The sequence below is a fragment of the Robinsoniella peoriensis genome, from assembly GCF_000797495.1.
Lineage (GTDB): Bacteria > Bacillota > Clostridia > Lachnospirales > Lachnospiraceae > Robinsoniella > Robinsoniella peoriensis.
The window spans coordinates 22,654-35,374 of sequence record NZ_JTGN01000027.1 but is presented as its reverse complement, the minus strand read 5'-3'; the positions used below and the strand labels follow the sequence as shown (position 1 = coordinate 35,374).

The window sequence follows — 12,721 nt, the reverse complement described above, 5'->3', positions numbered from 1 at the left end:
GTGAAGGACAACGCAACGATATTAATTTCGCGATTCCCTTATTGAAACATGTAAATTTAAAAGGAAGTAACATACTTGCTGATCGTGGATATGACAGTGATAAACTGATTGACTATATCTATGAGCAAGGTGGTGAACCAACAATTCCATCAAGAAAGGGAGCAAAGTTTGAACGTCATTGCGATTGGTGGCTATATAAAGAGCGGCATCTGATAGAAAAACTCTTTTTAAAGCTAAAGGCATTTCGTAGAATTGCCACCCGCTATGACAAACTTGCGTTCACCTATCTGGGATTTTTGTGTATCGCTTCAATATTAATTTGGTTAAAATGACCAATGTGTAGCAATTTTAAAACACGCTCTAGTACTACAGCGAACATTTTAAAAGTGTTGTTTTTCGATGCGATAAATATGCACAGTGATTCCTACGTATGTGGTAACATACAATGATTCTCTTATTGGTAACTGCATGATTCATAATCTCATGCATTAGTTTTACTACTATCGCCAGTGTTAACGAAATTGCTTTTTTATAAAATTTCCCGTATCCTTGTGGTAAATAAATGAGCTATCATTACAAATAACATGTGTCGGTTCCAGCCCTGATAACTGTGGCATTCATAATGGCTCATTCCTAAGTTGCTTTTACATTTCTCAAAACACTGCTCGATTGGTCATCTTAAGGTGGCAGCACGATCCAGTTCCTCAGGGGGTAGACTTTCCGGGGCATTCGATACAAAATATTTAACTTCGCCGTCTGCATATCTCCTTAGATACAGCCATATTGCATAGCCGGGCTTGACATAACTGCGGTTTCCATCCTTAAGGCACGAGTAGCACCGGATAAATAACTGTTCCTTTGCGTTAGTTGCTGCGAAATACCATACCCCTTCCGGTAGCTTTAGGCTGTCCATAAAAGTCATGGTCATTCCCATATGCCGCATCACAGCCAAACCACTGTGCATGAAACAGGCCGCTCCCCAGTGCGCGGTTGAGCAGCTCCAGAGCAAGCGCGTTTTTTGTGGAGAAGGCCAACTCCCCAGGGATATGGCAAGTTTCACGCAGTGTAGAAAATCATCACTGTACCATTCCTTAGGGAGGTACAGTGATGATTTTCTACGAGTCCATATCCGTTGTCTCCGGCATAAGCAAGAAAACTGTCAGTCTGGCATATTTCTTGCTTATGCCAGACTGACAGTTTTCTGTTTTACCCAAGCGGCCGCAGTACTGCCGTTTTACACCAACAGAAAGGTATTCTTTTTTTACAAAGCTTGTATCATCCACAGACAGCGCCCCGGCTTGTGCATCAATCTGCCGGAACAGCATTTTCTGATATACATTCAAAAGAGACTGTTCATCAAATGGGGAGCGGGAAAAGAACTGTTGGAGCAGCCCATAGATAAAGGTTTGGAACAGTTTCCGCTGTGGTTCTGACTGAAAGCAAGGAAAATAATAAAAGATAGGTTTCCAGTTCTGTTTTTAACAGTTGAAGATTTTCATCATCAGAATACCAAGCTTCTTTTGCGATTTAGGATCGAACATTGTAGGATTTATCATAATACCAGTCCCCTTTTTTAATTATACCAAAAAAGGAAAGGCAATGATATCATATTTTAAAGAATTCGCGCTAGGTACAATTATCTTAATATTGTAAAATGCCATACCGTATATAATAATTGTTAACACGTTATTTTCCGCGGGGCGGAAATCGATTCCTGTTTACTTTATTGTAATGAATAAAGGAGGCATCCTATTTAATAAAGCTATTATTAAGAATAAAATTATTAAAAAAAAGTAAATACGACAATAAACGACAATTATAAGAAGCTGAGACTAGTTAAGACTCGTTATAATCATAATATGATATTATAAGAGTGTCTAATAATAAAAATATATCTTGAATAATAGCTACTAATATGTAATAATTATCTTAAAATGAAAAACATCACCGTGAGGTTTTTCATTTTATAAGTAGTTTATTAACTTACAAGTAGATATAATTGTCTATTTTTGTAGAATCAACGAACCCTATAGATAGTTTAAAGTTAGTAGTTGAAAAGTTTTTGAATAATAAGTTATATCTATTTGATGTATAAGCTCTATAGACTATTAAATGGATAATAAAATATGAAGTATAGATTATATAATACAAAGGAGCTAAGAAAATATGACGGCAGATATTGTAAAAGCGACTGTTACTGAATCAGAACAAGAAGATTTGAAACAGATTACGGAAGAAATGAATGTACAGGATCTAGATCAGTCGCTCGCCAGTAAGCTTAAGTATTTACCGGATGACATGTTGGTAGATGATCCTATAAATACTGAAGTATATGGCGAATTGGAAGTCAATGAATTGGCTGAAGATATGAAACAATATGGGTTCCAGGGAGTTATATTGGCTTATCCATATCAGGGAAAGTATAGAATAGAATCGGGACATAGGAGAAGGTACGCTGGTAGAAAGGCTGGCATAAAAGAATATCCAGTTTTTATCACAGATCCCCCAGTTGCTGAATGGGAAAGGGCCTTAAGACTGGGACGTGCAAATTTACATTCAAGAAATAGGACACCAATGATTATTGCAAAAGAAACACAGTTTTTGTATGATGCACATGAAGAAGAACAGAGAGCTAAGAAAGAAGCTGGAAGTGAATACGAAAAATCGATTATTCAATTAGTTGCTCAAGATTTAGAGATTTCAACTTCACAGGTATCAAAATATAAAGCATTGCTAAATTTGATTCCGGAGTTACAGAAACTAGCTGATAATGGGATATCATGGTCTACTTTATCGGCTGCTTCTACCATGACAAAGTATGCTCAAGAAATGCTTTACAGGCGAATTAATGGCAGATTAAAATTATATAATAAAGACGGAGTGACGAGAACTTGGCTGGAAAAAGAAATTTCAGAGCTAAAATATGTCAGAGAAGAACGGGGATATCAGTTTGATAGAAATGATATTGCACTATATCCTGAAAAAGAGAAAAAAAGAAAAGAGGAATTAGAAAAAAAACCGCAGCGTGTGAGGAGAAGAAATGGCACAAAGGCAATTTTAAAAAATGCAAAAGAATTATGCGAAGTTTTGGAAGGTGACGCGATCTATAAAACATCTGAAATACCAGTTGTAATTAAAAAACTGGAGGAATTACAGAGAAGCATTCAAACAAAGCTGAAATATCTAAAATATGATGATTTTTAGATATTAAATTTTTGAGCTACTACCGCTTTTATTAATAATAATGCTACAACAACGGGCCAAATTTAGTCTGCTAAACCTACTATGCCTCCCTAATTTGTATCATCCATATCACAAAATGTTATGAGATTCATGATAAAAGTAATTATCAAACTGTATGGACTATTTGAACGTGTTTGATAATTCATTCACGCCATCTAGACGTCGTACTTTGTGGTATATTTTGCTCCAAATGCATGTTATGTAGTCTGATACGTGACCTGATGGGGACAAATCTCATAATAAATGCTACTGCTGTTTATAAACAAGGAGTGTATGTAATATGAAATTCTTAATTACTGATAAAATAGAAAAACAAGATGAAGAACTTATCTTTCAAGGATTATTGGAATATAATTTAACCAGGATTGAAGATAAAAATTTAAAGGACCTGGGAATTTATATAGAAGATGAAACGGGAGAAAAAGTTGGAGGTTTGATAGGAAATACTCATGGTAATTGGTTATTTGTAAAATATTTATGGGTAAAGAAAGCGTTTAGGAAACAAAGTATTGGAAGCCGTATATTACAGCAAGCTGAGCAGACTGCGAAGGAAAGGGGCTGTAAGTATGTATTTTTAGATACATTTAGTTTTCAGGCACCAGAGTTTTATAAAAGATATGGTTATAGTGAAGCGTTTACTTTAGAAGAATATCCTATATCAGGAAAACGCTATTATCTAACGAAAGATTTATAGGTGTAATATTAGCGTTGTTAAAAAGTTTCAAAGACAATGGAGTAATTATCCAGGGCAATTTTAGTGATTTTACTGTTTTCTTGTTAGGGGGGGGCCGGTATATGTTATTTATAGGTCGTGTAAGGGAACTACAAAAAATATTTGTACATATACTACTGTCCGTTTGAAAACTAGTTGTTATACAGTAATATATATAATATGTAGAAAGAAATATTTTATATATTACAATATGATATCATAACATAACATGTAAATCTAAAGGATAATTAAATATCTATATTAATTGAGTCGAGATATTATTTTGTGTTTAAATTTCCGCGGGGCGGAATTTTAAGTTATATATAAATATTTAGATATTATATACTCAAATTTTTTAATCAGCATTATGTAATAAAAATTTTGAAAATTACTTACAAATTACTTACAATTACTTACAGATGTTGTCTTGTGACATTAAAACAACATGGATTAATCATTAAAAGCCATACAGTATATACTACTGCTTTAGTATTCTGTTTGGATACTAAAAAGTATTCTTATAGTTAGTCAATATATATTTTTACTATTCTTTTTATCGAGAAAAAATATATCTTTAATTATTCATTTTTAAATCTTACAAGTATTATTCTTACCCTAATAATCACATATATACAATTACACTTAAGTCCAGACATTATAAAAAGTTAATTATACTTATAACTTTTCTATAAAATAAAGAGAAAATACAATGCTACCCCCCCCCTCACACTTAAATATATTTATAACGTCAATCTATTATTAAAACCATCTATCTTTCCAAACAAACCTTTTCTTTTCACAACCCTAACCAATAGCATAAAAACAATTTTTCCGCCCCGCGGAAATTACTGCGCAAACTAATTTATTGTTTGTGCGAAGAAAAACACATATTAACTTGAATTGTTAAAAAGAATGATGTATTATAATGTAGGAACATCATTGGACGGAGGTATATTATGAACAGGCTGGATAGAAGAGAAAAAATAATGAGCGAGATTACAAGATTGTTAAATCAACGCGATTGGGATATGAAAGAATGGGCAAGAGCAACCGGTATTAAGCAAAGACTTCTTTCTGATATTATGGCAGAAAAAATTATGTTGGATGAAGAAAAAGCTGAATGGCTGCTGGATGAAACTAAGAAGGCAAAAAAGAAAAAAATGCTGCGTTTTGATGAACCTCAAGTACTTGTTTTTGGTGCCAGAAAAGGAGGTACGGGAAAATCGACTTTGGCAGAAAATGTTGCATATGAATTGGCAAGCAGAGGTTATAATGTTCTTGCAGTTGATGGGGACAGCCAGGCTGATATGTCCAGTACATTACAGTGTAGATATACGGAATTCAGAGATAAAAATATATATGACGCAATGATATTGCATAGATCCCTTGAAGATTTTACGGTAGAAACTGATTATTTGAATTTGGATCTGGTACCAGCATCTGGTGTTATGGAAGAATTGGAACGTACGGTTGCTACTATGCAGGAAAAACATGTAAGTTCTATGTTTAAAGATACATTAGTACAGCTTAAAGATGAAAATTATTATGATTTTGTGATTGTAGATGTGGACAAGACGATGGGACTTGTTAATAAATCGTTTTTAAATGGAGCTAATTACGTAATTGTAGTTGCTGAGTGTGCACTCTACTCTACTAAGGCTTTAGTACCAATCACCGAGATGATCGAAATAGTAAAAAAGACTAATGAAAAACTGGATTGTTTAGGACTGGTTTTCAATAAAGTTAATTTAAGAAAAAATGAAGTTAAAAATGCGATTGATGATGCAAATTCGTTTTTTAGCTGGCCGGCATTTGAAACATTTATTTCTAATGATGCCGCAGTTGAAAAGTCGCAGCGTGTGCTTATGCCGGCAGGTGCGTATGGGGAAACAAGGAACTCCAGATTCTCAAAACAGATTAGAAGTTTAACAGATGAAATTTTAGGTCGAATTAAAGAGAAAATGAAGGGTGGGAATTAAATGGCAGCTAAAGGCAAAAAGACAGGATTCAGTTCTACAGATTTTATGAAAGCACTTGCCGGTACTGCAAAAGAGGATATGCAGAAGGCGGAGCAGATGCAGGAAGATACAAAATATAAACAGTTGGTAGAGAGTACCGGTAAAATACTAGAATATATTAGCTGGGAGTTAATGGATGATGCTCCTGCTGATTGGAACAGATATCCGAGGCTTAAGGATAGTGATCGTGCAACCTATGCGCAGCTTATGATGTCAGTTGAACAACATGGTACACTAAATGCGTTGATTTTATGGCAGAGAGAAAATGGCAGATATATGTTGTTGGCTGGACATAATCGACGAGATAGTAACAAGGATTTATATGAAAAATATAAAGATCAGCCAGAAGAAGAAAAGAAAAGATTCTTATATCTTCCTTCCATAGTATATCAGGAAAATGAATTAACAGATGAAAAAGCCAGGGATATTATAGAAGATACAAATTATTTGCAGCGTCCTGAAAATACAAAGATGACAGTCGATATGGTTAAACGCCGTATTCAAAGAGCAAAAGAACTGAAGAATAAGGCAGGAGAAACGATTGAAGAATTATCAAAGTCAATGGGGATTCAAAAATCAGCGGTTTATGAATGGAAAACTATCGGAGAAAAGCTAATTCCCCAGTTTCAGGAAATGTATTTTGATAAAAAAATTCAAAGAAAAGCTGCATTAAAGCTGGCTCTATTTGATGAAATGATGCAGGAGTGGATCTACGAAAAATACAATAATCGTCTTACTGATAATAAGATTATGTCATTGAAAAAGAGCATGAGAAAAAAAGAAGATATTGCAGAGGCGCTGGATGATCCAATTATTATGAGAAGGATTAATATAACAGTTCCAGCTGGCAGGGAAGAAGAAATAAAAAGAGTTTTGTCAGAATATCTGAAAAATAATCCTAATCCAGTTACTTAAACGAAAAAATTTATTACAATACAATAGCAGAGTTGTCACAAAAATAATGTGGCAACTCTATTTTTATTTAACATAATTAAGTTTAAAATCAGATACAAATTTAGCTGTTTATTTTTCTGTCTCTTTTCTTTTGCTAGTTCCTTTTTATTATTTTTCATCCATATCCTTTTCTAATTTTAATTGGAAAAATCTTATATTAGCTTGAGTTATGATCTTATAATTTTAAAACCCGAATAAAATCATTGTTGACAATCAAGTATTTATGTGCTAAATTCTGGTTAGTGGGTTACATCACTAACCAAATACCCTTAAGAAATGGAGGGAATAAGTAGTTGAATAATGACAAACCTATTTTTCAACAAATTATGGAAATGATTGAGGATGACATTATTTCCGGGACTTATCAAGTTGATGATATTATTATTTCAACAACTCAAATTTCAAAACTCTTGTCTGTGAATCCTACCACATCTGTAAAGGCTGTAAGTAATTTGACAGAGGAAGGAATTCTATATAAAAAAAGGGGAATTGGAATGTGTGTCACTGACGGTGCAAGGGATAAAATACTAAACCGCCGGAAAAAGATTTTTTTTGAAGAAGCTGTTCCAGAATTGCTTACAGAAGCAGATAAACTGGGAATATCTGAAGCAGAGTTAATTCAAACGATTCGGAAGGAGAAGGAACATAATGATTAGCTTAAACGATACTTCAAAGCATTATGGCGGAACAATAGCAATTGACCATATTACGGCTGAATTAAAAGAAAATAAGATATATTGTCTCCTGGGCCGGAACGGAGCAGGCAAAACGACGCTGCTCAAAATGATAGCCGGACATATTAATGCTTCTTCCGGTCAGATTGAAGTCTGCGGCAGGCAGGTAAAAACGTCTGTGATGCCGGAAAATGTCAACTTTATCGAAAACAAGATGACACAGTTTAATACAACGGTGGGAATGCTGTTAAAAATGGCAGGTAATCTCAATGATGATTTTGATTACGACTTTGCCAAAAGCATGGCAAATAGATTTCAGCTTGATTTACATAAGAAATATAAGCAGCTGTCTTTTGGGATGCAGACCATGTTGACCACACTGATGGGGCTTGCAAGCAATGCAAATGTTGTTATTTTAGATGAGCCACTTTTAGGATTTGATGCTGTTATGCGTAAAGAGTTCTACGAAATGCTGAATGATAGTTTTGAAAAACATCCGAAACTAATCATTGTCTCTACTCATATGATTGATGAAATAGCGAAAAGTGCACAGCGGGTCATGATTCTGGATAAAGGCAGACTTATTTTCGAGGCGGATATTAATGATATTGATGAAAAGGCTTATGTGATCACAGGCCGTACTGCCGATGTGGTTTCTATAGTGGGAAATCTGAACGTAATCAGTAAGAAAATATTGGGGAGCCATACTTCTGCTTTTATTTATGATGAGAGGGGGAAGATTCCGGCAGGAGTTTCGGTACAATCTGTTGGCTTGCAGGAGTTCTTTGTGAATATGGTTGGAGGAAATGCAGATGAATAAAAAAGCATTGGTTATAGCAAAGATAAATTTTCGGTTTTTACTGCCGGCCTATATAATCACTGCCGTGTTCCTGCTGGCTGGCGTATGGAATCTGATTGGTGCATCAACAGGTATTACCGGAAATATCTATGTTGAAATAGGTAACTATCTGTATGTTTTTGTTGTATTAGCACCAATTTTTATTGCAGGGAGAAACTTTAAGAGAATTATGCATCTGAATGGTAAGAAGCAGGATTATTATTGGGGATGCCTTGCCAACTATATTATAATTGCCGCGGCAGCGTCACTGGGTAATATGATACTGTTTTTTTGCAGCAAAGCGCTGTTTGATTCTTTGGTTAACATTCAGAATCTGGCTGAAATATTTGGTTGGCTGAGTCATGGCATAGTAATCTGTTTTATTCAACAATTTTGTTTTCTATTGTTAATGGCTGTGTTTGTACATATGATGACAGAAATGCAAAGTTCTTGGCTGGGCTGGCTGGCAGATGTTTTGCTTGTTGTAGTCCTTAGTGTATTTATTCCGGTGCCTGTACTTCGAAATGTCCTGGAAGGTTTTTTCAGTCTAATTATATTTCATCCTAATGTGTTTATCCAGATCGGATGTTGTCTTGTATTAACTGCTCTGTGTTATGCAGTAGATTTATATGTTCTAAGGAGGAAACGAATTTGATTAATGAAGTAAATCAACAATTTAAACAGCAATTAAAGCAGCAATTAAAGCAAGAATTAAACAAGGAATTAAACCAGGAACTAAACCAAGAATTAAACCAGGAACTAAACCAGGAACTAAACAAAGAATTAAACCAGGAATTAAACCAGAAATTAAAACAAGAACTAAACAAAGAACTAAACCAAGAACTAAAAAAACAGGAAGAGATGTGGATTATCTGTCCAGCCTGCCATAACAAAACCCGCACACGGGTTCGGGCAGATACTGTTCTTTTAAATTTTCCGCTATACTGTCCTAAGTGTAGGCAGGAACACCTGATAAATGTCCAACAACTGAATATATCCGTTATCACAGAGCCAGACGCACAGATGCAGAGCCGATAACTTGCGAATCAAAATGAGATGAATCGCAGTTATTGGCTCTGTTTGCGTTGTTTTATAAAAAAATAGAATCGAGGTAATTTATGAACCCATTATCAACCATTAATTTTTTTCGTCACAATAAGCGGAAATTGTTATCTAACGTTATTATAATTGTTGTTGCGATCTGCCTGGTATATCTTATGGAATGTTTTGTGGCTTCCATTGCGGGCTCTATTTATCCATTGGATGCGAACCGTTTTCACTATGGCATGGTTGTAGTATCTACGTCTGCGGTTCCGGAAATTCCCCGGGAAACCATAGAGGAATTGGAAAGCAGTGACAGCATTGATGTTACCGTGCCCATTGCAATTGAAAAGATTACTTTTTCGGTACCTGGTTCCACTACTCACACAGCTGCATTCGGTTGCTCGGCAGAAGACCAGAAATTGTTATTAGACAGATTTCAAATGAAATTAAGCAGCGGCAGACTGCCGGAAGAAGGTACAAACGAGTTAACTATTGATAAAAATGTAGCACTGAATAACAAACTGCAGATAGGAAGTCAGGTGGGGAGTAAGCATGATAAGACACAATCACTCCCCGGGGATTATATAGTAGTTGGCATACTGGAAAGTGACAGTCATATTTCCCTGATAGGTTCCCCCACTCCAGGTGATAAATCCATTAAGTATGGGGATAGCGGAATTGTAGTATTTCCCCGAACCGGGAGATTTGAAGGAGCAGAAAAAGAGGTAGCTGCTTTGAACAGCCAGGGATTACTTGTTTGGACGCTGGAGTTGTACAACAGAACTTATGCGAAAAATCAACAGACATTTCAGATATTGGATATGATGGTAATTCTTGCAATTTTAGCAATGGTGATCTGTCTTGTGTGTTCCAATTATGCACAGCATTTTTCTCGGAAAAGTGAGATTGGAGTACTGGGAGCATTGGGTTATACCCGCAGGCAGTTGACAGCCCGTACATTTCGGGAAGTGATAGTAACAAATTTAATCGCATTAATCATCGGGTTACTGATTGCAATATTACTGACCTCAGCAATTATTCCCAGACTCTTTGATGACATCGGCGGGACGGGAATTGTGTTTTATGGGAAAGCAGCTATCATGTCAGTATTGGCGCCGCTCTTTACTGGTGTCTTTGTACTGATTCCTGTCAGACGCTTGATTCGAAGCGTAGATGCCGTTTCTATAGTGGAACAAAACTAGAGTGTGTTTGAAATTTCATTACTGCCATCTGCATGCCCCACTTCGCGGCATATTTGCTCCGAATTCAGGTTACGTAGCCCGCTACGCGTCCTTCATCCGGGTCAAATCTCCCACAAAGTGGGACGCACAGCTGCCAGAAAGCTATTTTAAAACACGCTTTAGAGCAAACGGTGGTAAAAACAATTATTTTATATAAACAGGATCGTAATTGCGATCCTCTATACGAGGAGGAACCATAATGAATTACAAATTAAATAATGTTAGTCTGATCTATGATATGGACAAAGAAGCAAAAACAGCAGCTTTAAGTAATGTGAATCTGTCTCTGAAGGAAAGTGGTATGATTGGAATCATGGGACCCTCGGGCAGCGGCAAAAGTTCCCTTTTATATGCCATGGCAGGATTGAAAATTCCTACTTCCGGTCAGATTGTATATGATGGAAATGACATGACAGCAATGGATAACACGGCTTTAGCCAATTTGCGCCGGCAGGATTTTGGATTTATATTCCAGCAGCATTTTCTGATTAATTATATGACTGTGTTGGAAAATGCCCTGGTTCCAATAAATCTTAATACAAGGCAGACAAGAAAGAAGGCTATGGGGCTGCTGGGGAGTCTGGGCATCGCAAAGCAAGCCGGCAAATATCCCTACCAGTTATCCGGAGGACAGCGGCAGAGGGCAGCTATTGCCCGTGCACTGATGAACGATCCCAAGGTGATATTCGGGGATGAGCCAACTGCCGCACTGGATCATGAAAGCGCCATGGAAGTGGTTGATTTGCTTACGGAATATACACAAAATACGATGGTGGTTATCGTAACCCATGACAGGAGTATCCTTAAAAATGCAGATACGATGATTCAGATAGAAGATGGAGTCATAACGCAGATGTATTCACCCGATCAGGAGGAAAGACGATGAAACCGCTGAATGCTTTTTTATATCTGAAAAATAATTTTAAAAAAGTCCTGCCTATTTACCTTTCACTGCTGGTTGGGGTGTTTATGATCTACTTCTATTCTCTTTTTAGTGCAACAACAGAGAAGATGATGAGTGTGGCGTCAACAGATGTGATGAATAAATACAATATTGTATATACTGACGATGACAGTCCTCTGCCTTTGAATTTCCATGAACAGCTGAACAGCATGAAGGAAGCAGATCCAATTCCGGTACAGATGGATCTGCCCGGATTTTCTTATTACCGGGGAGGAATGGGCGGTACGACGATGCTGACATTTAATTTGTTCAGTGATGATGTATCTTCAGTGTTGGAAAATTGCGGTGTGCAGCTTGTCAGCGGCAGGCTTCCGGGGAATAACCAATCAGAGCTTCTTGTGCCGGGGGAGTATGCGCTGCAGAATAACCTGGAGGTAGGTGATTTTGTGGGTACGGAAGTGTCTGATGAATATATGCTGTATGGTAAATACAGAATCTGCGGATTAACAGAGGGAGACGTATTTTTCGCAGTTACCTGCCAGCCGGGGGAGGAAACAAAAGAACAGATTATAAGCAGAAGTGTGATGTATCGAAGCCAGCCTCTCAGCGTAGATAATCAGGCATTGCAGCTTAATGATCTGCCCTCAAATGTGGTAACCCGAACCCGCTCATATTACGAACAGGAATATGGTGCCACACTCCTTTCGATGCAGTCCCTGACCTATGTCCTGACGGCGGCAATGGTTCTGGTACTGTGTATTGCATTGGGAAACTTAAATGCCATTCTGTTTGCAAATCGGAAAAATGAAATGATGATTTTACATTCTATTGGCTATACCAGCGGACAGTTATCACGCAAGCTTTGGCTGGAAAATCTTCTGGTATGTGTATGCGGTTTTCTATCGGGGATTTTATTTACAACCGCGGTTGTAGGCGTGGTAAATCTTTTATTTATGCAGCCTCATGGTAAAATTCTGGAAGTGATGAATTTAAGAGGACTGATAGCAGCAGGTGCAATACCCGTATTTGTATCTGTCTTCAGTATAATGCCCAGTTTGAAAAGAACTCGTAATTTTTAAACCAGCAGGAAAGC

General features: G+C 36.7%; 15 protein-coding genes. 13 read left to right on the top strand and 2 right to left on the bottom strand.

The features are described from left to right. Window positions 1-332 (top strand): transposase (locus tag QR40_RS29110; RefSeq protein ID WP_044297891.1); only part of this gene is annotated, 332 nt, incomplete at its 5' end. 341 nt (window positions 333-673) lie between these two features. Here QR40_RS29110 and QR40_RS32405 read toward each other — a convergent pair. Together QR40_RS32405 and QR40_RS32780 are read right to left on the bottom strand one after the other, a co-directional pair. After that, the gene (locus QR40_RS32405) at window positions 674-964 is read right to left on the bottom strand and encodes a hypothetical protein (protein ID WP_242858602.1); all 291 of its coding nucleotides are present in this window, start codon (window positions 962-964) and stop codon (window positions 674-676) included. A 151-nt stretch (window positions 965-1,115) separates the two neighbouring features. After that, the gene (locus tag QR40_RS32780; protein WP_276325474.1) at window positions 1,116-1,391 is read right to left on the bottom strand and encodes a transposase; all 276 of its coding nucleotides are present in this window, start codon (window positions 1,389-1,391) and stop codon (window positions 1,116-1,118) included. Window positions 1,392-2,166: 775 nt separating this feature from the next. Here QR40_RS32780 and QR40_RS29095 point away from each other — a divergent pair. The 12 genes from QR40_RS29095 (at window position 2,167) to QR40_RS29045 (ending at window position 12,707) form a co-directional block, all read left to right on the top strand. After that, on the top strand, window positions 2,167-3,204 hold the full coding sequence (locus QR40_RS29095) for a ParB/RepB/Spo0J family partition protein (protein ID WP_027292350.1): 1,038 nt from the start codon (window positions 2,167-2,169) through the stop codon (window positions 3,202-3,204). A gap of 319 nt (window positions 3,205-3,523) precedes the next feature. After that, window positions 3,524-3,937: a GNAT family N-acetyltransferase gene (locus tag QR40_RS29090; RefSeq protein WP_027292351.1), complete on the top strand. Its 414-nt coding sequence runs from the start codon at window positions 3,524-3,526 to the stop codon at window positions 3,935-3,937. 974 nt (window positions 3,938-4,911) lie between these two features. Beyond that, on the top strand, window positions 4,912-5,934 hold the full coding sequence (locus QR40_RS29085) for a ParA family protein (protein WP_027292352.1): 1,023 nt from the start codon (window positions 4,912-4,914) through the stop codon (window positions 5,932-5,934). Window positions 5,935-6,030: 96 nt separating this feature from the next. Further along, complete coding sequence (locus QR40_RS29080; protein ID WP_138001864.1) at window positions 6,031-6,888, top strand: ParB N-terminal domain-containing protein; 858 nt, start codon at window positions 6,031-6,033, stop codon at window positions 6,886-6,888. 332 nt (window positions 6,889-7,220) lie between these two features. Further along, on the top strand, window positions 7,221-7,583 hold the full coding sequence (locus tag QR40_RS29075) for a GntR family transcriptional regulator (protein ID WP_027292354.1): 363 nt from the start codon (window positions 7,221-7,223) through the stop codon (window positions 7,581-7,583). Next, window positions 7,576-8,421: an ATP-binding cassette domain-containing protein gene (locus QR40_RS29070; RefSeq protein ID WP_044297889.1), complete on the top strand. Its 846-nt coding sequence runs from the start codon at window positions 7,576-7,578 to the stop codon at window positions 8,419-8,421. Before QR40_RS29075 ends, QR40_RS29070 begins: the two co-directional genes overlap by 8 nt. Next, window positions 8,414-9,094, top strand: a complete 681-nt coding sequence (locus QR40_RS29065) for a hypothetical protein (protein ID WP_044297888.1) — start codon at window positions 8,414-8,416, stop codon at window positions 9,092-9,094. The genes QR40_RS29070 and QR40_RS29065 overlap by 8 nt, the downstream gene beginning before the upstream one ends. Window positions 9,095-9,300: 206 nt before the next feature. Continuing rightward, on the top strand, window positions 9,301-9,477 hold the full coding sequence (locus QR40_RS29060; protein ID WP_027292357.1) for a cysteine-rich KTR domain-containing protein: 177 nt from the start codon (window positions 9,301-9,303) through the stop codon (window positions 9,475-9,477). Between the two features lie 80 nt (window positions 9,478-9,557). Then, on the top strand, window positions 9,558-10,685 hold the full coding sequence (locus QR40_RS29055; RefSeq protein ID WP_044297887.1) for an ABC transporter permease: 1,128 nt from the start codon (window positions 9,558-9,560) through the stop codon (window positions 10,683-10,685). A gap of 1 nt (window position 10,686) precedes the next feature. Beyond that, a complete protein-coding gene (locus tag QR40_RS33430) occupies window positions 10,687-10,881 on the top strand; it encodes a DUF6783 domain-containing protein (RefSeq protein ID WP_081999095.1) in 195 nt (64 codons plus the stop codon). Between the two features lie 42 nt (window positions 10,882-10,923). Next, complete coding sequence (locus tag QR40_RS29050) at window positions 10,924-11,610, top strand: ABC transporter ATP-binding protein (protein WP_044297886.1); 687 nt, start codon at window positions 10,924-10,926, stop codon at window positions 11,608-11,610. Next, the gene (locus QR40_RS29045) at window positions 11,607-12,707 is read left to right on the top strand and encodes an FtsX-like permease family protein (protein WP_044297885.1); all 1,101 of its coding nucleotides are present in this window, start codon (window positions 11,607-11,609) and stop codon (window positions 12,705-12,707) included. Before QR40_RS29050 ends, QR40_RS29045 begins: the two co-directional genes overlap by 4 nt. Window positions 12,708-12,721 lie beyond the last annotated feature (14 nt).